Genomic DNA, 21,303 nt, shown 5'->3' with positions numbered 1-21,303 from the left:
GTCAGGGCTGCCGGAGATCGGAAATCAGGGGTTGAGGCCCTTGCTCTGGAGCCACGCCATCGGGTCGATGCCGGTGGCGGCGCCGCCGGGGTGCACTTCGAGGTGCAGGTGCGGTCCGGTGACATTGCCCGTCGCGCCCACTCGCCCGATGACATCACCCGTGGCGACCTTCTGGCCCACGCTGACGCTGATGGACGACTGGTGGCAGAACCAGAGCTCCGTACCGTCGTCGAGGGTGAGGATCGTGCGGTAGCCGTACGATCCGGCCCAGCCGGCCTCGGTGATGGTGCCGCTGTGGATCGCCTTGATGAGCGTGCCGGTGGGCGCCGCGAAGTCGAGTCCGGTGTGGTAGCCGGAGGACCACATGGAGCCGGCCTCGCCGAAGGTCGAGGTCAGCGTGTACGAGGACGTCGGCAGCGAGTAGCTCTTGGCGAGCTCGGCGAGGCGCTCCTGCTCGGCCTTCGCCTTGGCCGCCTCCTCCGCCTTCTCCTTCGCGGCGTCGGCCTTGGCCTCGGCTTCGTCCTGCTGCTTGGCGGCGAGCTCGACGGCCTTCTTCGCGGCGGCCGTCTGGGCGGCCTGCTGCGTGGCGGTGTCGGCCTGGTTCTGCTGCGACTGGGCCTGCTGCATGATGCGGTCGCGCAGCGCCTCACCGGCGTCGGTGGTGCCCTGGGCCGCGTCGGCGGTGGTCAGACCGGCGTTGGTGAGCGGGGTCGTGGAGCCCTTGGGAGTGCTGGATCCGCCGTCCGAGATCAGGGCCTTCGCCGAATCGGTGACCGACGACAGGTCGGGCAGCGAGATCGAGACGGGCGGCTTGCCCGGAGCGGCGCTGGCGATACCACCCGCACCGACGGCGGCTATGACGCCGACGCCGAGAACCGTGGAGCTGCGGGCGAGTCCTCCGCCGCGCTGCTTGCCCGTGCGGTGCCGGCCGCGGACGGGAGCGACGGAATCCGCGGTGGGATTCCACTCCTCCCAGGGTCCCTCGTCCTTGCCGTAGCCGAAGGTGTGTGTTTCGTTCGGCGTGAACGAGGTTGGCTGAGCGGGCCGGTTGGACGCCACGTGGGCGCACTCCTTTCCTTCCTTGCCGCCTACCGGGTTAGCTGACGGGTTCGGAGCAGGAAGGTCTCCTACGCGCGTACGGCCACCGTGCTTCCACGGCGGAATACGCTCGATTCACCCCACGAGTTGGTTCCCCGGTTCCCTTGCGGGATTCGGCGCGTGCGCACGGAGCCACCTCTTGTGACGGCTGTAACGACCGCGCTGCGTTATCGAACGTTAATAGACCCAGGCACCGAATTCCAAGCTGTTCCGACTGATCATTAACGGCTCTTGGCCAGGACTTTGGGGTCATGAGCGATGAAAAACGGGCGAGTTGACCTCATGGTGTCGACACGGGTTTCCCTGACGGTAAGTCAGGTGCTACGCGGAGGGACACCGTCCGGTCACAGCTCGTGACCGGGGCCGGAAAAGCCGTCGCCCAGGGGGTGAAAGACCTCCCGTACAACGCGCGGCTCCCCTCGGCGAGCACCCGTCACGGGCGCCGGACGGCGAGCAGCGCCATGTCGTCCGTCAGCGCGCCGCCCGTGTGCAGGCGGGCCGCCTCGAAGAGGGCGGTCAGCAGCGCGTCGGGGCCGGGAAGGACCCGTCCGGCCAGCCAGGCGGCCGGATCGAAGAACTCCCCCCGCGCGTCGCGGGCCTCGGACAGTCCGTCGGTGTGCAGCAGCAGCGTCGTCCCGCGCGGAAATCCCTCCCGCACCGTCGGGGCGGGCAGGCTTCCCAGTTCGCTCATCCCGAGGGGCAGCGCGAAGGACTCGGCGGTGAGGGTGAGGAGCGTGCCGTCGGGACGCAGCAGCAGGGGCGGCGGGTGGCCGCGGTTGACGACGCGTACGACGTCCTCGCCGTGCGGGATCTCGGCGAGGACCGCGGTCGTGAACCCCTCGGCCGCGTCGACGCTGTCGCGCCGGGTGCCCGCGCGCGTCAGCGCCCGCTCCAGGCGCTCCGCGACGCCCTCCAGGGTCGCCTCCTGCTCGGCCGCCTCCCGGAACGCCCCGACCACCGTCGCCACGGTGGCCACCGCGGTCATCCCCTTCCCCCGTACGTCCCCGACGACCAGCCGTACACCGTGCGGGGAGTCCTGCACGGCGTACAGGTCACCGCCGATGAACGCGTCCTCCTGCGCCGCCTCGTACCGGGCCGCGACCTCCAGTCCGGCGATCCGCGCCTCGGGCTCGGGCAGCACGGCACGCTGTGCGAACTCGGCGATCTCCCGGACGGAGGCGAGCCGTTCGTCGCCGCGCCGGACGACTGTGTTGATGAGGACGGCGAGGACCGCGGCCATCGCCACGGTGACCACCTCGGTGACCGCGTCGACCTGAAGGACGATGCCGAGGACAAGGTGGGTGATGAGCACGGCGCCGACGGCGAGGACACCGGCGAGGACGGTTCCGCGCAGCGAATGGAGGGGTGCGGCGACCAGGGGCGCGGCCGCGAACAGGGGGGTCGCGGTGAATTCCGACGGGGTGAGGTAGTCGTAGACGACCCCGGCGGCGACGAACAGCACGGGCAGGATCCGGACGAAGGCGCGTGCGTACACGATCCCGCGCGGCTCCGCTCCCGCCGCCGGACCGGGCGGCGGGACGCTCCCGGACCCGCGGACACCGCGGGACAGCCGGTCCGCCCGGTCACGGGGCTGTCCGGTCCGCCACTCACCTGCCGGCTGCCCCGCCACCCGTCCAGAAGACCCGGTACGGGGGCGGCGGGCGACCGGTGTGGCCCGACCGGGGGAGGACACCGCCTGCCGGAGCGAACCGGGGCCGGCCCGGAGAACCGCGCGAACCGGGACCGGCGCCGGAGAACCACGGCCGGAAGAAGGCGAAAGCAGCCGAGAGGCGGCGGAGGAAGCCGGAAGAAAGCCGGAAAGGAGCCCGGAGCGGCCGGCGGAAGCTGTGGAGGCAAACACCAAGGGCCGGAACTCGTAAATCCGAGTTCCGGCCCTTGGCCTTGAGTAGCGGGGACAGGATTTGAACCTGCGACCTCTGGGTTATGAGCCCAGCGAGCTACCGAGCTGCTCCACCCCGCGTCGTTGAAACCAGTGTACGCCATCCGCGGGACCCGAAGCACACCCGTTTAAACGCACCCCTCCAGCGGCGTCGGCACCCTGCTTCTCCCCGGCTTCTACCCGGCCGCCAGATGCCGGTTGGGGGCCTTGGCGCGGTCCGCGTACTCGGGCAGGACGGCGACCTGGGCGCCCGCGGCGGCGAGGAGCCCGTTCCCGTCGGCGTCCCTGACGAACGTGTCGGGCTCACGCCAGGCGGTGACGACCCGTCGCACACCGGCGTCCAGGATGAGCCGGGCGCACGGCGCGGGCCGGGAGGCGCGGTGGGCGCACGGCTCCAGGCTGCTGTAGACGGTGGCGGCGGCCAGCCGGGGATCGGCCGGGTCGATCTTGGCGAGGGCGGCCTCCTCGGCGTGCACGACGGGATCGCCGCCCTCGCGGGAGTGGCCCCGGGCCAGCTCGGTCCCGTCGGCCGCGACCACGACGGCGCCCACGCTGAACGCGGTCTTCGAGGGCGGGCACAGCTCCGCCAGCTCACAGGCGAGCTCCAGCCACCGCCGGTCCGCGGCGGAGGCGAGCGGGCCGGTGCCGGGCGCGGTGGGGACGTAGCGGATGAGCACGACGTCGCCGACGGGCCGCGTCTCCACCAGCCGCATCCGGCCCAGGGGGTACTCCCCGGTCCCGAACAGCCGCGGCGCGTCCGGCTGCCCGACGAAGAGGGGGGCGACGGCGAGCTGGAGCTCGTCGGCGAGCTCCTCGCGCACGAGCTGGGTGTGGACCTTGCCGCCCCCTTCGACCATGAGGCGGCGCACCCCCCGTACGTCGTGAAGGTGTTCCAGGAGCACACGCCAGTCGAGTGCGGGTCCGGTCGGGACGACGTCCACGCCGACGATTCCCTTCAGCAGGGCGGACGCCCGCAGCGCGCCCTCGTCCGTCGTGTAGACGATCTTCTCGCCGCCCGTGTGCCAGAACTGGGCCCCCGGGTCGAGCTCACCGGAACCGCTGACGGTGACCTTCAGGGGGTATTCGGGGCGGCCGCCGGCGACACGGGCCGCACGCCGTTCGGCGGAGTTGACCAGGAGCCGCGGATTGTCCGTGCGCAGGGTGCCGGCGCCCACCAGGATCGCGTCGCTGGACGCCCGCACCTCGTCGACCCGGTCGAAGTCGGCCGGGCCCGAGAGCAGCAGCCGCTCGGGGCCGGTGTCGTCCAGGAAGCCGTCGAGGGAGACGGCGGCGGACAGCAGGACGTAGGGACGGGGCATCGGGACGCTTCCTCCGGTCGCACGCGCGCGGTGAGTTTCGAGCGCAGTGGTTCAAGTTTTAAACAATACCTAGACTGGTCTCATGACGACCCGCTGGCTGACCGCCGCCGAACAGCACGCCTGGCGCTCGTACCTCTCCGCGAGCTCCCTCCTGGAGGACGCCATCGACCGCCGGCTCCAGGCGGAGGCGGGGATGCCCCACCTTTACTACTCCATCCTGGCCAAGTTGTCCGAGGCGCCGGAGCGGAGGCTGCGGATGACCGACCTCGCCGAGGCCCAGAAGATCACCCGCAGCCGTCTGACGTACGCCGTGACCCGGCTGGAGAAGGACGGCACCGTACGCCGGGAGGGCTGCCCCACCGACAAGCGCGGGCACATGGCCATCCTCACCGACGAGGGCATGGCCCTCCTGGAGCGGGTCGCGCCGGGGCACGTCGAGACGGTGCGGACGGCGATCTTCGACCATCTGACCCCCGAGCAGGTGCGGCAGCTGGACGAGATCTGCGGAACCATCACCCGGGCGATCCAGGGCGGGAATTCCGGGGCGCCCGGGGAGGATCTGCCCTGGCGGCGGCGTTCCTGCTCCTCGTGAGGCGCCCGGGGGGCGTGAACCCCCATTGCTTGAAGTTTGAAGCAGATGTAGTGTCTCGTTCCGTGGCTGTGCTTCAAATCTGAAGCACAACCCCGTACGAACCCGCCGGACGGAGAGACCCCATGCGCGACCACCCCACCGCCACCGTGCGCACCCGCGTCCGCGTACCCCTGCGCTTCGGCGACGGCTACTCCGTCGACGCCCAGCTCGTGACCTTCCACGGCCTCGACGACGGCAAGGAGCACCTGGCCGTCGTCCTCGGCGAGCCCGGCCCGGACCCGCTGGTGCGACTTCACTCCGAGTGCCTGACCGGCGATGTGTTCGGCTCGGCCCGCTGCGACTGCGGACCCCAGCTGCGCGAGGCGGTGGAGCAGATCGCGGACCGCGGCGGCGTCCTGCTGTACCTGCGCCAGGAGGGCCGCGGCATCGGCCTCTACAACAAGCTCGACGCGTACGCCCTCCAGGACCAGGGCCTGGACACCTACGCCGCCAACGCGGCCCTCGGTCTGCCCGAGGACGACCGCGACTACACAGCGGCCGCCCAGATGCTCCGGGCCCTCGGCATCGACTCCCTGGACCTGCTCTCCAACAACCCGGACAAGGCCGAACAGCTCCGCGAGCTCGGCATCACGGTCTCCCACCGTGTCCCCACGGGCGTCTTCACCACCGCCCACAACGTCCGCTACCTGCGCGCCAAGGTCCTCCAGACCCAGCACACGCTGCCGCTGCAGGAACTCACGGAGCGCACGGAACTCACGGGACTCACGGGACTCACGGCCGGCTGACAGCCCTCGAACGAAACAAGCCCCCGGCTCAGATCGCTCTGAACCGGGGGCTCTTCCGTAGACCCTGTGGGACTCGAACCCACAACCAATGGATTAAAAGTCCACTGCTCTGCCAATTGAGCTAAGGGTCCCCGCACCGGGAAAACACCGACACGGCGCACCGGCTCGCGCCGATGCATCCCCGAGCATAGCGGGACGTGGCCGGGACTCCGATCGGGTATCGGTGCCCCGGCCACGCCGAAGGCCCACAAGGTCAGGGATCGACCGGTTCGGGTGCACCCCTGCGGGCGGCCTCACGGGCGATCGTGCGCCGGTGCTCGGGGTTGAGGAACCAGTGACGGGCCGAGGCCAGCCACCAGGCCGCGGCGAAGCCGAGGACGGCCAGGACGGCGATCGGGGCGTAGTTGAACGTCTCCCAGGTGATCGGGGAGACCTGGGGCAGCATGAACAGGACCGTGATGACGGCCACCCAGCCGACCGCGATCACCCCCACGGGCCGGGACCAGCGGCCCAGGTGCCAGGGCCCGCGCTCGAAGGCGTCCCCCTTGCGCACCCGCAGCAGCGTCGGGATGACGTACGCGACATAGAGGCCGATCACCGCGATCGACGTCACGGCGGCGTAGGCCGCGTAGTTGATGAGGTACGGCAGGCCGAGCACCAGAGCGCCCAGCGCGGCCAGCCAGACCGCCGCCACGGGGGTCCGGGTGCGCGGATGCACCGTGTGCCACACCGAGGAGAACGGCAGGGCTCCGTCGCGCGAAAAGGCGTAGATCATGCGGCTGTTGGCGGTCACGGACGCCATGCCGCAGAACAGCTGCGCGCCGATCACGACGAGCAGCAGGAGCTTCCCGGAGGTCGCGCCGAGCGCGTCCAGCAGGATCTGCGCCGGGGGCGCGCCCGTCGCCGAGCCCAGCTCCTTGTCGTACGACTGGATGGCGAAGGTGAAGCCGAGCAGCAGGACGAACCCGGCGATCCACGAGGTCCAGATGGACCGCACGATGCCCTTCGGGCCGGCCGTGGAGGCGTCGTGGGTCTCCTCCGTCATGTGGGCGGAGGCGTCGTACCCGGTGAACGTGTACTGGGCCATGAGGAGTCCGACGAGGACGACGTAGACCCCGCTGCCCCAGCCCGTGTTGTTCACGAACTTCGTGAACACGAAGCCGGCCGACTGGTGGTGGTCCGGCACGAAGGTCAGCGCGCCGACGATGACGGCGACGCCGATGACATGCCACCACACGCTGATGCTGTTGAGGAGGGCGACGATCCCCACGCCGAAGGTGTTGAGGAGGCCGTGCAGGACCAGGATCCCGGCGAACAGCAGGACCGTGCGGCCCGGCGTCACCTCGAAGTCGAACTGGAGGTTCAGATAGGCGCCGAGGAAGGACGCGGCGCCGAAGTCGATGCCCGCGGTCACGGCGACCTGGCCGAGGACGTTGAACCAGCCGGTGAACCACGCCCAGGCGGCGGCGCTGCGCTCCGGGGCGAGCCGGTGCGCCCAGAAGTACAGCCCTGCGGAGGTCGGATAGGCCGAACAGATCTCGGCCATCGCGAGCCCGACGAACAGCGTCATCAGTCCGACCGCGACCCAGCCCCAGGTGATCACGGCGGGACCGCCGGTGTTCATGCCGAACAGATACAGCGTCAGGCAGCCCGACAGGACCGAGATGATCGTGAAGGACACCGCGTAGTTGGAGAACGCCGACATGCGGCGGGCGAGTACCTGTGTGTAGCCGAGCTGGGCCAGCCGCTCTTCGTCCGACAGCCCAGTGGCTCTGGCGTCATCTGTCATGCCCCCAGCGATTCCCTCGCCGGGGGCATGACATGCGCTGCGGGGGAGAGCAAACTGGCTAGAAAAGGCCCTTGCAGCTCTGCCAGCCGCCGGCGATCTTCACCCGGGAGCCGAACGAGCCCGTTCCCGTGCCGGCGCTGCGGTAGACGTTCCCCGAGGTGTCGCGCTCGACCAGGTCGTTCTTGCCGTCGCCGGTGATGTCGCCGACCCCGACGATCGCGTTGTACGACGCGCCCCAGGCGGAGAACACCTTCACCCGGTCCTTCAACAGCCCTGTCCCGGTGCCGTTGTAGCGGTAGAGCGTTCCCGCCCTGTCCCGCGCGAGCACGTCCCCGATCCCGTCACCGTTCAGGTCCCCGGCACCGACGATCTTCGTGTAGCCCGTCCACGCCGTACGGATCTTCCTGCCCGCGGCGAGCGTTCCGTCGCTCTTCGCGGCGAACAGGTAGAGGTCGCCGGTCGAGGCCTTCCGCGCGAGCAGATCCGGCCGCCGGTCACCGGTCAGGTCGCCGGGCGAGATCAGGACGTCGTACGCGTTCCAGCCGGTGCCGAGCGCCTTGTACGAGGTCGAGGGGGTCGGCGCCGTGCCGCACGCGGGCTTGTAGCCGCGCAGGGACCCGTCGCTCATCCGCACCAGGACGTCGTTGCAGCGGTCGCCGTTCAGATCGCCGAACGGCACCGCGACCGCCTTGGCCGACCAGCCGTTGCCGGTGACCTTTCCGGCGAACGCGCCCTTCCCGTCGCCCTGCTGGAAGGTCAGCCCGCCCGAGGAGTTGAGGGTGAGCAGGTCACCGGTGCCGTCCGGGTCCCCCTCGGCCCCCACGTGGTCGTGCCGCACCGGGCTGCCGCCCTTCAGCCGGACCGTGCCGCGCACCTGGAGCGGACCGCCGACACCGTCCGCGGGCGTGACGGTCACGGTCCAGTCGTAGGAGCCGTCCGGCGCGAAGGTGTCGCCGGGGAAAGCGGGAACGCGTTTCCCCGGCTCGCCCCCGGAAACGACGATGTGGCCCCCACCCGGTCCGGGTGGGGGCCACATCACTTCACCGAGCTAGCCGGCGTCAGCCGTTGCGCTTCCAGCGCGGCTTCTCGTCACGGCGGAACGAACCGGGAGCGGTGCCGGTGCCGGTCGTGCGGTGGTCGTCACGACGGCCGGTCGGGCGGTCGTGGCCGGAGCGGAAGCCGCCGCCCGCGGGACGGTCGCCCTGGCGGTCACGGTTGAAGGGACGGTCGCTGCCACGGTGGCCGCCACGGTCGTCGCGGTTGAAGCCGCCACCACTGCGGTTGTCGCGGTTGAAGCCGCCACCACTGCGGTTGTCGTCACGACGGAACCCACCACGGTCGCCGCCACGGTCGTCGCGGTTGAAGCCGCCACCACGGTTGTCGTCACGACGCTCGAAAGAACGGCCGCCACGGTCGTCGCGGTTGAAGCCGCCACCACTGCGGTTGTCACGGTTGAAGCCGCCACCACGGTTGTCGTCACGACGCTCGAAAGAACGGCCGCCACGGTCGTCGCGGTTGAAGCCGCCACCACTGCGGTTGTCGCGGTTGAAGCCGCCACCACTGCGGTTGTCGTCACGACGGAACCCACCACGGTCGCCGCCGCGGTCGTCGCGGTTGAAGCCGCCACCACGGTTGTCGTCACGACGGAAGCCACCACGGTCGTTGTCACGACGCTCGTAGTTGCCCCGCTCGTCACGGCGCTGACGCGGCTCGTAGGCGGGACGCTCGGCCGGCTCGGCGGCGACGGCCTCGGCGGCCGGAGCCTCGACGACGGCCTGCTCGGCCGCGGCCTCGGCAGCGGCGGCGACGGCCACCTCCGGGTCCTCGCCCCGCTCACGCGCGGCACGGGCGACCAGACGGTCGGCCTCGCCGCGCAGCTCGACGGCACGGCGCTGCGCGCGCTCCAGCTCCTTGGTGAGCTGCGTGACCTCACGCTCGGCCTGCTGGGCGGCGTCGCCCGCGGACTGGGCCTGGACCTCGGTCATCGAGCGGGCGCCGGTGATCTCGGCGACCTCGGGCTCGAAGGCCGTACCGGAGTTGATGATGTGACGCGCGGCGTCGACGCCCGCGTCCTCCATCAGCCGGAAGATCTGGCGGCGCTGGTGCGGCAGCGACAGCGACACGACGGTGCCGGAGCGGCCCGCGCGAGCGGTACGGCCGGAGCGGTGCAGGTAGTCCTTGTGGTCGCCGGCCGGGTCCACGTTCAGGACCAGGTCGATGCCGTCGACGTGGATACCGCGGGCGGCGACGTCGGTGGCGACGAGCGCGTTGACGTAACCGTCCTTGAAGTCGGCCAGCGTCCGCGTACGGGCACCCTGCGTCATGCCGCCGTGCAGCGCGTCGGCCTTCACACCGGCGTCGCGGAGCTGCTCCGCGATGCGGTCGGCGCCGAGCTGGGTGCGGACGAAGATGATCGTGCGGCCCTTGCGGGAGGCGATCGCGGCGGTGACCGGCGCCTTGTCCTTGGGCTTCACGATGAGGATGTGGTGCGACATGGTCGTGACGTTGCCCTGGGCGCTGTCGACCTCGTGCGTCACCGGGTTGGTCAGGTAGCGCTTGACCAGCGTGGAGATCTCGTTCTCCATCGTGGCGGAGAACAGCATGCGCTGGCCGCCGGCCGGGATCTGGTCGAGCAGCTCGGTGACCTCGGGCAGGAAGCCCAGGTCCGACATCTGGTCGGCCTCGTCGAGGACGGCGATCTGGGTGTTCTCCAGCGAGCAGGCGCCGCGGTTGATGATGTCGCGCAGACGGCCCGGGGTGGCGACGAGGACGTCGACGCCGCGCTCCAGGGCGTAGATCTGGTTGCCCATCGACGTACCGCCGCAGACGACCTTCATCTTCAGGCCGAGGACGTCGCCGTAGGGCTGCAGCGCGTCGGCGACCTGCATGGCCAGCTCACGGGTCGGCGTGAGGATGACGGCGCGCGGCTTCTTCTTCTCGGTGTGGCCGCCGGCGAGCTGCGCCAGGGTCGGCAGACCGAAGGAGAGGGTCTTGCCGGAGCCGGTGCGGCCGCGGCCGAGGATGTCCTTGCCGGCCAGGGCGTCCGGGATGGTCGCGGCCTGGATCGGGAAGGGGCTGGTCACGCCGTTCTGCGCGAGCTTGCGGACGACGCCCTCGGGAAGACCGAGGTCGGAGAACGTGAGCTCGGGGGCGGACTCGACGGCCTCGACGGTCTCGATGACCTCGACGGCCTCGACCGCGTCGTCGTTCTCGTTGTTCTCGGGCACGACGATGTGGTCAGTACTGGAAACAGACATGCGAAATGCGAACCTTCCGGAGTTCTTCGGCACGCGCCCAAACTCCGTGAAGTCGCAAACGACCGCCTCTATGCGGTCCGGCCACGGCAAGGGAGAGTACGCGCCACGCGGCGCTCTCTGCGGCGGCGCCGGGCAAATGGGATCAAACGATCTACTACCATACGCACCCTTCCCCCATGAAGGCAAATTGAGCCCCATACGAGCAGGCCAGGGTGCGTTCCTAGCCACCTGCTCGCTTCATCAAAGCTACCCCGCCCGCGCCGATCGCGCTGTTGTACCGGCCACATCCACGGCTCCGACGTCCGTGAACCCCGCCACACCCGCCTCTCACCCCGGCCACGGACGCCCGCTCCAGGACAGGGGCATCGGCGGCGGCACGGGGCCGGGCTACACGGGCGAGCCCGCCTCCGGGGCCGGTTCCCGCTGGATCAGTTGCGTCACCGGCTGCTCGTGCGCCGACGACGACGGCTCCGGCGTTCCGGGGTCGGGCGGCGACGGCGGCGGGGGCTCGGGCGACGGCTCCGACGTCGTACGCGTGGGGGTCGGCTCGCCGCCCGGCGACGCGGTGTCCTCGGAGGGGGCCCCGCCCTTGTCCGGCGCCTTCTCGGACGGCTTCGCCCCCGGGGACGCCGAGGCCGACGCGTCGGCGGACGCGGACTCCCCCGGCTTCGCCGAGGCCTTGCCGCCCTTTCCGCCCTTTCCGCTCCTCCCGCTCTTCCCGCTGTACGACCCCGCCCCGCCGCCGCCCACGGCGGACCCGCCGTCGGGCACCCCGTCGGCCCGCCGGCCCGCCGAGTGCGAGGGCCCCGGCCGCCCCGCGTCGTCGCCGACGCTCATGCAGCCGGCGGTGGCGGCCGCGGCCAGGACCACGGCGGCCAGACGGACGGGTACGTACAAGGCACGCACGAGCGGCCACCTCCGAACGGGGTGTCCCCCGCCCGCAAGGAGCCGGGAGCGTGGGGAGAAACGGGAGTTCTCCCTTCCAACTCCCGCCGCCCGCGGGAGGACACGCGCCCTCCGGGCCCAACCGGGCCCGGAGGGCGCGGGGCAGACCGCTCCCGCCGCGCGGTACGGCGCTGTCCGGGAGGTGCCGGGCGTCAGCCGATCGCCAGCGGGGTCTCCGGCGCCAGCGCGGCCGCGATGCGCTGGGCGACCACCTCGGCCATGTTGCCGTCGGGCGTGTCCTTGGTCTTGGTGGCGTTGACCGCGATGGCCAGACGGTCGGACGGGAGATACGCCTGGATCGCCGCGTAACCCGAGAACGACGGGTTCTGCAGGACCCATCCGTTGATCACGATGACACCGAGTCCGAAGTGCCTGGCCTCGGTCTGCTCCAGGCAGACCGTGGCGGGGCACTTGGCGGTCGGGTGGCCGAGACCGACCGTCCCCGGGTTGAGCAGGGTGCGGTAGGAGCGCTGCGAGAGGAGCTCGCCGCTGCCGATGGCCTGTGCCGAACGGGCCAGGTCACAGACGTGCGTGGTGATCACGGCACCGGGCGCGGTGGTCCACGACGGGTTCCAGAAGGTGGACTCCTCGTACAGGCCGCGCTCGGACGTGAAGGCGTGCAGGGCCGGACGCGGGATGTCGGGGGTGAAGTTGTTCCGGGTGTTGTCGAGACCCAGCGGACCCGTGACCCGCTCCCTCAGGAACCTGTCGATCCGGGTACCGGTGATCTTCTCCAGCGCCTGGATCAGCAGCAGGTAATTGGCGTGCGAATAGCTCCAGTTGGTACCCGGCTCGTACCAGAACGAGTGGCTGTAGGGGTACGCGAGCAGCTGCCGCGGGGTCCAGCTGCGGAACGGGTGGGCCTCCAGCTCGGCCAGGAAGGCCGGGTCGGTGACGTAGTCGTGCAGCCCGGTGGTGTTGGTGGCCAGCATCCGCAGGGTGATCCGGTTCGCCTCGGGCAGACCGGGCAGCCAGCGCTCCACGGTGTCGTCGAGGCGGACCCTGCCCTCCTGGACGAGCTGGAGCAGGGCCGTGCCGACGTAGGAGAAGGCCACGGAACCGGCGCGGAAGTGCATGTCCGGCTGGGCCGGGACACCGGTCATGGACTCACCGAGCGCGTCGGTCAGGACCTCGCGCCCGTCGCTGGTGACCTTCAGCTCCACCGACTTCAGACGCAGGTCGGTCTTGGCCTTCCGGGCGATGGCGAGGACCTCGCGGCCCTCCGGGCCGAGAGGTCTCCCGGTCCTCACACAGTCGCCGCTGCCGTAGCGGGCGTCCGCCCGGGCGAACGCCGGCGCGGCGGCAGTCTGGAGCGTGACGGCGAGCAGCGCGGCGCACAGGAGGACCTTGCGGGCACGGGAGCGCGCGCCGCGACGGGCCGGGGAAGGGGTGCGTGTCATGCCCGCACTATCACCGGACGGCCGAGGGCAATTCGACAGAACACTCCGAAAATGCTACGAGACACCCCATGTGGGGCAGGCGCCCGGCTCCCCCGCCGGATTCCGGCCCTTCCGGGTCTCCGTCGTCCGCCGCCACCGGCGCGCCATCCCCGACAATGGCCAGGTGCTGGAGATGACGCGCGAAACCTTCGAAGAGCTCGTGAGCCAGGCGCTGGACCGGATCCCGCCCGAGCTGACCCGGGTCATGGACAACGTCGCCGTGTTCGTCGAGGACGAGCCTCCGGCGGACGATCCCGAACTGCTGGGCCTCTACGAGGGCACCCCGCTCACCGACCGCGGCGAGTGGTACGCCGGGGTGCTCCCCGACCGCATCTCGATCTACATGGGCCCCACCCTGCGTACGTGCGAGACCACGGACGAGGTGGTCCACGAGGTCGCCGTGACCGTGATCCACGAGATCGCCCACCACTTCGGCATCGACGACGACCGGCTGCACGAACTGGGCTGGGGCTGACCCCGGCCGCCGACGGGCCCGCGGCCGGAAGCGAGCCCGCCCTCCCCCGCGGAGCCGGCCCGGCACGACGCCCGGCCGCCCGCACTCCCGCGACGCGAGGGTGACGGAACTCCGCATACCGGCCCCACCCCTTGGGCAGACGGGACAAATGGCCCGCGCCCCTGTTGCCGCAACCGCCACCGTCCGCCGCACGGCCGCCCGCGCCGGACGGGCGCTGCACGCGCTCGCCCGCCGCCGCCCCGGCCGCCGCAGGAGCCCGGTGCCCGAACTCGCCGCCCGGCAGAACCCGTACGCCCGCGCCCTCGGACTGCTGTGCGTGGTGCTGCTCGGCGCCTGGCTGGGACTGCTGGTCGTGGGCGACGTCCGCGTCCCGGTCGGCCCCATGAACACCACCATGACCCTGCGTCCCTCCCTCACCGGCGGCACAAAGATCAACATCTCCCCTCTCGGGGCGCTGGAGCTGCGCAGCCACGAGGCCCCGCTGCGCCTGGACGTGGATGTGGACCGGCTCGACCCGGAGCGCTCCCAGGCTCTCGTCGAGCACCCGGAACGCCTCGCCGGACTCCAGGACGAGGTCGTACGGGACGTCGAGCACGGCACCCTCGACCTGGCCGTGCGCTCCTGCATAGCCGTGGTCTCCGGCGCCGCCGCCCTCGGCCTCGCGGTCTACCGCCGCCCGCGCCGGGCCCTCGCCGCCGGCGGACTCGCCCTGTGCCTGCTGGCCGCCTCGGGAGCGACCGCCTTCGCCACCTGGAACCCCGAATCGGTCCTGGAGCCGAAGTACTCGGGGCTCCTCGCCTCCGCACCGTCCCTGGTCGGCGACGCCCGCAGCATCGTCAGCGAATTCGACGTCTACCAGAAGGAGCTGGCGCGCCTGGTGACCAACGTGACGAAGCTGTACGACGTCACGTCCACCCTCCCGGTCTACCAGCCCGACCCGACCACGATCCGGGTGCTCCACGTCTCCGACATCCATCTGAACCCGGCGAGCTGGAAGATCATCGCCTCGCTCGTGGAGCAGTACGCGATCGATGTGATCGTCGACTCCGGCGACACCATGGACCACGGCTCGGCGGCCGAGAACGGCTTCCTGGACCCGATCCCGGACCTGGGCGCCCCGTACGTCTGGGTCCGGGGCAACCACGACTCGCGTGAGACGCAGCGCTACCTCGAACGCCTGAAGAACGTGCACGTCCTCGACGACGGCCGGGCGGCCACGGTCGCGGGCCTGCGCTTCGCCGGCATCGGCGACCCCCAGTTCACCCCGGACCGCGCGGTCGCGCCGGGCGGCGACGCGGCGGAGGGCCTGGCGGGCGCGCGCCTGGCCTCGGCCCTGCGCGACCAGCGCGCCGCGGGCACCCCGGCCGACATCGCCGTCGCCCACGAACCGCTCGCCGCCCGCGGGACGGACGGCGAGGTGCCCCTGGTGCTCGCCGGTCATCTGCACCACGAGGAGATGGAGGTCATGAAGTACGGCACCCGGCTGCGCGTAGAGGGCTCGACGGGCGGCAGCGGGCTGCGCGCCGTCGAGGGAAGGTACCCGGACCCGATCGAGGCATCGGTCCTCTACTTCGACCGGGACACCCGCCGCCTCCAGGCCTGGGACGAGATCAAGCTCGGCGGTCTCGGCCTCACGACGGCCGAGATCAGCCGCCATCTCCCGGAAGGGAACCGGCCCTGAGGCCCGCCTCCGTATCTGGTTTGGTCCGCGTCCAGACCACGTAGTACAGTCTGTTCGTGCCCAAGGGCGCCGGTCAGGGCTTGACCGTCCAGAGCTTCTGTCGAAGTGAAGGAGAAGCGGAACCCCTCGGGGGAAAGCGGAGTCACATGCTTCTCACGTCCCTTCGGGAACGCGAAGACGAAGCAGAGCGGTACTGGCTCGCCCTCATCGTCTAGCGGCCTAGGACGCCGCCCTTTCAAGGCGGTAGCACGGGTTCGAATCCCGTTGGGGGTACGCAACACCGTGTGGGACACTGGTTACACGTCGCACGCAAAACAGCTTGGTCCTGTGGAGCAGTTTGGAGTGCTCGCCACCCTGTCAAGGTGGAGGCCGCGGGTTCAAATCCCGTCAGGACCGCTGAGGTTTCTCCGGAAGCCTCGTGGCTGGGTAGCTCAGTTGGTACGAGCGATCGCCTGAAAAGCGATAGGTCGCCGGTTCGACCCCGGCCCCAGCCACAAGAACGAAACCCCCTCCGGGTCACCGGAGGGGGTTTCGTCGTTCCGCTTGAGACATGCCGCCGGCGGAGAGGGGGCGGACCCGTTCGGGTCCGCCCCCTCTCCGTGCACCGGGACGGTGTGGCCGACAAGGGGCAATCCGCTTGGCACCGCACCCGGTCGACGCTAGCTTCTTTGGCTGATCGATCAGTTCCTTCGGGGGGATGACATGAGGCGGGACGAGACCGCGGCCATGCGGGACACCGAGCTGGAGAAGGACCGGGCCCGGTACGGGCTGATCGCGGTCACCATGAGCAATCTCGCCATCGCCGGCGTCGCGATCTTCGGGGTCTGGCGGCTCGACGGCGACAAGGCCGTGATCGTCGGTGTGCTCACCGCCGCGTTCACCGCGGTGAGCAGCATGACCACCGCCTACCTGGGCATCAAGGCCATCTCCAACACCGCCCGGTCCATCGCCCTGGGATCGGCGTCCCGGCGGGAGCCCGCGCACACCCCGGCCAGGACCCCCGCGCCCGACGCCGGTACCCCCGTGCCCGCCACGCCCTCCGCCGACGCGCCCGCGCCGCCGGCACAGCGCGCTCCCTGACACCCCCGTCCCCACAGCCGCGGCAAAAGGGTTCGCCACGGATTTCCCCGGGATGAGATCCTGGACCGCGTATGTCTACGCACCCCGCCCCCGCCCTCGGCGATCTCGCCGCCCGTCTGGCCCAGCTGTCCCTGCGCGACGCGCACCGGCTCGGGCGCAGGCTCGAAGGCGCGCGCAAGATCCGCAAGCCCGAGGCCCGCTCCGCCGTGTTCGCCGAGATCGAGGCGGAGGTCACCCAGGGCGAGGTCCGCATGGCCGCGCGCCGCGCCCGCGTACCCGCCATCACGTATCCCGAGCAGCTGCCGGTCAGCCAGAAGAAGGACGTGATCGCGGACGCCATCCGTGATCACCAGGTCGTGATCGTCGCCGGTGAGACCGGGTCCGGCAAGACCACGCAGATCCCGAAGATCTGCATGGAGCTGGGCCGGGGCGTCCGCGGCATGATCGGGCACACCCAGCCCCGTCGTATCGCCGCCCGTACGGTCGCCGAACGGGTGGCCGACGAGCTGGACACGCCGCTCGGCGAGGCCGTCGGCTGGAAGGTCCGCTTCACCGATCAGGTGAATCCGGACGCCACCTTCGTCAAGCTGATGACGGACGGCATCCTGCTCGCCGAGATCCAGACGGACCGCGAGCTGCGCGCGTACGACACGATCATCATCGACGAGGCCCACGAGCGGTCCCTCAACATCGACTTCCTGCTCGGCTACCTCGCCCAGCTGCTGCCGAAGCGTCCCGACCTCAAGGTCGTGATCACCTCCGCGACCATCGACCCGGAGCGTTTCTCCCGGCACTTCCGGGACGCCCCGATCGTCGAGGTCAGCGGGCGGACGTATCCCGTGGAGGTGCGCTACCGCCCGCTCCTGGAGGAGGACTCCGAAGACTCCGACCGCGACCAGATCACCGCGATCTGCGACGCCGTCGAGGAACTCCAGGCCGAGGGCAAGGGCGACATCCTCGTCTTCCTGTCGGGAGAGCGGGAGATCCGCGACACGGCCGACGCGCTGACCAAGAAGAACTATCGCTTCACCGAGGTGCTGCCCCTGTACGCCCGGCTGTCGCACGCCGAGCAGCACCGGGTCTTCCAGGCGCACACCGGGCGCAGGATCGTTCTGGCGACCAACGTCGCCGAGACCTCGCTGACCGTCCCGGGCATCAAGTACGTGATCGACCCGGGCACGGCGCGCATCTCGCGGTACAGCCACCGCACGAAGGTGCAGCGGCTGCCCATCGAGCCCGTCTCGCAGGCCAGCGCCAACCAGCGCAAGGGCCGCTGCGGCCGTACCTCCGACGGCATCTGCATCCGGCTGTACTCCGAGGACGACTTCCTGGCCCGCCCGGAGTTCACCGACGCCGAGATCCTCCGTACGAACCTCGCCTCCGTCATCCTCCAGATGACCGCGGCCGGCCTCGGCGACATCGAGAAGTTCCCCTTCATCGACCCGCCGGACCACCGCAACATCCGCGACGGCGTCCAGCTCCTCCAGGAGCTGAACGCGCTGGACCCGACGGAGAAGGACGCCCGCAAGCGGCTCACGCCGACCGGCCGCAAGCTCGCCCAGCTGCCCGTCGACCCCCGGCTCGCCCGGATGGTCCTGGAGGCCGACAAGAACGGCTGCGCGCGCGAGGTCATGGTGATCGCGGCCGCGCTCTCCATCCAGGACCCGCGCGAGCGGCCGTCCGAGAAGCAGGCGCAGGCCGACCAGCAGCACGCCCGCTTCAAGGACGAGACCTCCGACTTCCTGGCCTTCCTCAACCTGTGGCGCTACCTCCGCGAGCAGCAGAAGGAGCGGGGCTCGTCCGCGTTCCGCCGGATGTGCAAGCAGGAGTACCTGAACTTCCTGCGCATCCGCGAATGGCAGGACATCTACAGCCAGCTGCGGACCGTCGCCAAGCAGATGGGCATCCATCTGAACGAGGAGGACGCTCCCGAGCAGAGCGTCCACGTGTCGCTGCTCGCCGGTCTGCTCTCGCACATCGGCATGAAGGACGTGAAGGAGACCGGCGGCGAGAGCGGGCGGAGCACGGGGAAGAACGAGTACCTGGGCGCGCGCAACGCCAAGTTCGCGATCTTCCCGGGTTCGGCGCTCTTCAAGAAGCCCCCGCGTTTCGTGATGTCCGCCGAGCTCGTCGAGACCTCGCGGCTGTGGGCGCGCGTCAACGCCCGCGTCGAGCCGGAGTGGGTCGAACCGCTGGCCGGCCATCTCCTCAAGCGGACGTACAGCGAACCGCACTGGGAGAAGGACCAGGCGGCCGTGATGGCGTACGAGAAGGTCACGCTGTACGGCGTACCGATCGTCGCGCAGCGGAAGGTCAACTACGGCCGGATCGACCCCGAGGTCAGCCGCGAGCTGTTCATCCGCAACGCGCTCGTCGAGGGCGACTGGCGTACGCACCACAAGTTCTTCGCCGACAACCGCAAGCTCCTCACCGAGGTCGAGGAGCTGGAGCACCGGGCCCGTCGCCGGGACATCCTGGTCGACGACGAGACCCTGTACGACTTCTACGACCAGCGGGTGCCCGAACACGTCGTGTCCGGGGCGCACTTCGACTCCTGGTGGAAGCACAAGCGTCACGAGGAGCCCGAACTCCTCGACTTCGAGCGCTCGATGCTCATCAACGACCGGGCCGGCGCGGTCTCCAAGGACGACTACCCCGACTCCTGGCTCCAGGGGCGGCTGAAGTTCCGGGTGACCTACCAGTTCGAACCGGGCGCGGACGCGGACGGCGTGACCGTCCACGTCCCGCTCCAGGTCCTGAACCAGGTCACGGACGAGGGCTTCGACTGGCAGATCCCGGGGCTGCGGGAGGAAGTGGTGACGGAGCTGATCCGTTCCCTCCCGAAGCCGATCCGGCGGAACTACGTCCCCGCGCCCAACTTCGCCCAGAAGTTCCTGGAGCGGGCGGTACCGCTCCAGGAACCGCTGACGCTGACGATGGCGCGCGAACTCAAGCGCATGGTCGGAGTGCCGCTGACGGCCGACGACTTCGACTGGTCACGTCTGCCCGACCATCTGAAGATCACTTTCCGGATCGTCGACGAGCGGCGCCGCAAGCTCGCCGAGGACAAGGACCTGGAGGCGCTCAAGCTCCGGCTGAAGCCGAAGGCGCGCCAGGCGATCTCGCAGGCCGCCGCGGCGACGGCGGAACGCGAGGGTGGCGAGTCCCTGGAACGCTCGGGGCTGACGGACTGGACGATCGGCTCGCTCCGGCGGGTCTTCGAGACGCGCCGGGCGGGCCAGCCGGTGAAGGCGTACCCGGCGCTGGTCGACGACGGCCCCGCGGCGAACACCGTCTCCGTGCGGCTCTTCGACACGGAGGCCGAGCAGGCCGAGGCCATGTGGAAGGGCACCCGCCGGCTGATCCTGCGGAACATCCCGGTGAACCCGGGCAAGTTCGCCTCGGACAAGCTCACCAACGCCCAGAAGCTCGCCCTGTCCGCGAACCCGCACGGCTCGGTCCAGGCGCTCTTCGACGACTGCGCGATGGCCGCGGCGGACAAGCTGATCGCGGACTTCGGCGGCCCGGCGTGGGACGAGGAGTCCTACCGGAAGCTGTACGACAAGGTGCGTGCCGAGATCGTCGACACGACCGTGCGCACGGTCGGGCAGGTGCAGCAGGTGCTCGCCGCCTGGCAGGCCTGTGAGCGCCGACTGAAGGGCGTCAGGAGCCCGACCCTGCTCGCGAACCTGGCGGACGTACGCGGGCAGCTGGACGCCCTTGTGAAGCCCGGTTTCGTCACGGCGACGGGACTGCGGCGGCTGCCGGACCTGATGCGCTATCTGGTCGCCGCGGACCGCCGTCTCCAGCAGATGCCGACCGGTGCCCAGCGGGACACCAGCCGCATGGAGAAGGTCCACGAGATGCAGGACGAGTACGCCTGGCTCCTGGAGCAGCTTCCGCAGGGCCGGCCGGTGCCCTCGTCGGTCCTGGACATCCGCTGGATGATCGAGGAACTCCGGGTCAGCTACTTCGCCCACGCGCTGGGCACGGCGTACCCGGTCTCCGACAAGCGGATCGTGAAGGCGATCGACGCCGCCGTCCCGTAACGGCGCCCGCACGTGCGGTGAGTTCGACCCCGGGCCTGAGCTCATGTACAGTCTGATTTCGCAGCACAGCGCAAGAACAAGTCGCTGCGAAACCAGGTCCTGTGGAGCAGTTTGGAGTGCTCGCCACCCTGTCAAGGTGGAGGCCGCGGGTTCAAATCCCGTCAGGACCGCATGAAGAAAGGCCCGGAGCTTCGGCTCCGGGCCTTTTCGCGTGTCCGCTCCCGGTCCGCTTCCCGTCCGCCCGCGTCTCGGCACTCGATCGGCCCGTACGACGTCTGATCTGCCCCTACGCCGGCCCGCACTGCCCGTGCGTCCGCCCGATCCACCCGTACGCCGGTGTCCGCGCCGCCCGTTCACATGCGCGCACCGGTCCGTGTCCGGCCACAGGGGCCTTGGGGTGCTCCCCCGCGACGCGCTCCCGTCCCTTGACGGCGTCACATTCCGCCGGTACCCCGGAATCCAGGGCCTTCGTCCTGCCGGCCCCCTGGAGGTACGCATGGCGGTGTCCGCTCGGCACGAGACCCGGGCTCTGCTCCGAGCCCACCTGGCGGCCGCCTCCGGGTACCGCCATCTGACGCGGCACTGCCCGATCTGCCATCAGCTCGCGCGCCTGGCCATGGAGGCCGTCCCGAACGACGAGCAGGACCCCGAGAGCACTCCGGAGGACGAAAGCCCCTCGACGGCGTGACCGGGGCCCGCTCCCGTGACCGCCACCCGACGCGGGCACCTGCCTGGCACACCCCCTCACGACCCCAACTCCCCTAGCGCAGAGGGCTCTCGGAGGACAAGGACTGTGGCATGTGACGGGAGTCACCGCATATGTTTTCAGAAGTGTGGAACTTACCCCCCTCCTACAACCAGTCAATTTAATATGTGCAATTGCACCCCTCACCG

At 70.5% G+C, this 21,303-nt stretch carries 15 protein-coding genes, 6 tRNA genes and 1 riboswitch; of the genes, 11 read left to right on the top strand and 10 right to left on the bottom strand.

The annotated features are described in order from the left end of the window. Positions 1-24: 24 nt before the first annotated feature. From OG780_RS22290 to OG780_RS22275, 4 genes are all read right to left on the bottom strand, one after another. The gene (locus OG780_RS22290; protein ID WP_328450804.1) at positions 25-1,059 is read right to left on the bottom strand and encodes a M23 family metallopeptidase; all 1,035 of its coding nucleotides are present in this window, start codon (positions 1,057-1,059) and stop codon (positions 25-27) included. Positions 1,060-1,070: 11 nt separating this feature from the next. Further along, positions 1,071-1,227, bottom strand: a riboswitch (cyclic di-AMP (ydaO/yuaA leader). A gap of 304 nt (positions 1,228-1,531) precedes the next feature. Next, entirely contained in the window at positions 1,532-2,668 is a 1,137-nt protein-coding gene (locus OG780_RS22285) for a PP2C family protein-serine/threonine phosphatase (protein ID WP_443062326.1), read from the bottom strand. Positions 2,669-3,005: 337 nt separating this feature from the next. Next, positions 3,006-3,079: transfer RNA gene (locus OG780_RS22280), tRNA-Met, on the bottom strand. Between the two features lie 95 nt (positions 3,080-3,174). Continuing rightward, entirely contained in the window at positions 3,175-4,317 is a 1,143-nt protein-coding gene (locus OG780_RS22275) for a dihydrofolate reductase family protein (RefSeq protein WP_328450800.1), read from the bottom strand. Between the two features lie 82 nt (positions 4,318-4,399). Here OG780_RS22275 and OG780_RS22270 point away from each other — a divergent pair, with 82 nt between their 5' ends. Together OG780_RS22270 and OG780_RS22265 are read left to right on the top strand one after the other, a co-directional pair. Beyond that, on the top strand, positions 4,400-4,909 hold the full coding sequence (locus OG780_RS22270; RefSeq protein ID WP_328450798.1) for a MarR family winged helix-turn-helix transcriptional regulator: 510 nt from the start codon (positions 4,400-4,402) through the stop codon (positions 4,907-4,909). Positions 4,910-5,031: 122 nt separating this feature from the next. After that, on the top strand, positions 5,032-5,694 hold the full coding sequence (locus tag OG780_RS22265; protein ID WP_328450796.1) for a GTP cyclohydrolase II: 663 nt from the start codon (positions 5,032-5,034) through the stop codon (positions 5,692-5,694). Positions 5,695-5,752: 58 nt separating this feature from the next. On the opposite strand, the gene OG780_RS22260 is transcribed toward OG780_RS22265, so the two are convergent. The 6 genes from OG780_RS22260 to OG780_RS22235 form a co-directional block, all read right to left on the bottom strand. After that, positions 5,753-5,825, bottom strand: a tRNA-Lys gene (locus OG780_RS22260). Between the two features lie 122 nt (positions 5,826-5,947). Continuing rightward, positions 5,948-7,483: an amino acid permease gene (locus OG780_RS22255; RefSeq protein WP_328450794.1), complete on the bottom strand. Its 1,536-nt coding sequence runs from the start codon at positions 7,481-7,483 to the stop codon at positions 5,948-5,950. A gap of 58 nt (positions 7,484-7,541) precedes the next feature. Beyond that, positions 7,542-8,399: an FG-GAP repeat domain-containing protein gene (locus OG780_RS22250; RefSeq protein ID WP_328450792.1), complete on the bottom strand. Its 858-nt coding sequence runs from the start codon at positions 8,397-8,399 to the stop codon at positions 7,542-7,544. 142 nt (positions 8,400-8,541) lie between these two features. Beyond that, complete coding sequence (locus OG780_RS22245; protein ID WP_328450790.1) at positions 8,542-10,740, bottom strand: DEAD/DEAH box helicase; 2,199 nt, start codon at positions 10,738-10,740, stop codon at positions 8,542-8,544. 387 nt (positions 10,741-11,127) lie between these two features. Beyond that, positions 11,128-11,646: a hypothetical protein gene (locus OG780_RS22240; protein ID WP_328450788.1), complete on the bottom strand. Its 519-nt coding sequence runs from the start codon at positions 11,644-11,646 to the stop codon at positions 11,128-11,130. A 191-nt stretch (positions 11,647-11,837) separates the two neighbouring features. Beyond that, positions 11,838-13,085, bottom strand: coding sequence for a serine hydrolase domain-containing protein (locus OG780_RS22235; protein ID WP_328450786.1), 1,248 nt, complete (start codon positions 13,083-13,085; stop codon positions 11,838-11,840). 163 nt (positions 13,086-13,248) lie between these two features. Here OG780_RS22235 and OG780_RS22230 point away from each other — a divergent pair, with 163 nt between their 5' ends. The 9 genes from OG780_RS22230 (at position 13,249) to OG780_RS22190 (ending at position 21,097) form a co-directional block, all read left to right on the top strand. Beyond that, a complete protein-coding gene (locus OG780_RS22230; RefSeq protein ID WP_326790896.1) occupies positions 13,249-13,599 on the top strand; it encodes a metallopeptidase family protein in 351 nt (116 codons plus the stop codon). Positions 13,600-13,747: 148 nt separating this feature from the next. Beyond that, a complete protein-coding gene (locus OG780_RS22225; protein ID WP_328450784.1) occupies positions 13,748-15,280 on the top strand; it encodes a metallophosphoesterase family protein in 1,533 nt (510 codons plus the stop codon). 200 nt (positions 15,281-15,480) lie between these two features. Further along, positions 15,481-15,553: transfer RNA gene (locus tag OG780_RS22220), tRNA-Glu, on the top strand. Positions 15,554-15,601: 48 nt separating this feature from the next. Beyond that, positions 15,602-15,676: transfer RNA gene (locus OG780_RS22215), tRNA-Asp, on the top strand. Between the two features lie 24 nt (positions 15,677-15,700). Beyond that, positions 15,701-15,774 (top strand) — tRNA-Phe (locus tag OG780_RS22210). Positions 15,775-15,982: 208 nt separating this feature from the next. Further along, positions 15,983-16,360, top strand: coding sequence for a hypothetical protein (locus OG780_RS22205; protein ID WP_443062192.1), 378 nt, complete (start codon positions 15,983-15,985; stop codon positions 16,358-16,360). A 71-nt stretch (positions 16,361-16,431) separates the two neighbouring features. Further along, positions 16,432-20,409: an ATP-dependent RNA helicase HrpA gene (gene hrpA / locus OG780_RS22200; protein ID WP_328450782.1), complete on the top strand. Its 3,978-nt coding sequence runs from the start codon at positions 16,432-16,434 to the stop codon at positions 20,407-20,409. A gap of 95 nt (positions 20,410-20,504) precedes the next feature. Beyond that, positions 20,505-20,579: transfer RNA gene (locus tag OG780_RS22195), tRNA-Asp, on the top strand. Between the two features lie 326 nt (positions 20,580-20,905). Further along, on the top strand, positions 20,906-21,097 hold the full coding sequence (locus tag OG780_RS22190; protein WP_328450780.1) for a DUF6274 family protein: 192 nt from the start codon (positions 20,906-20,908) through the stop codon (positions 21,095-21,097). The last annotated feature ends 206 nt before the right edge of the window (positions 21,098-21,303 follow it).

This window comes from Streptomyces sp. NBC_00386 (assembly GCF_036063235.1).
Lineage (GTDB): Bacteria > Actinomycetota > Actinomycetes > Streptomycetales > Streptomycetaceae > Streptomyces.
This window is presented reverse-complemented; position numbering and strand designations above follow the sequence as displayed.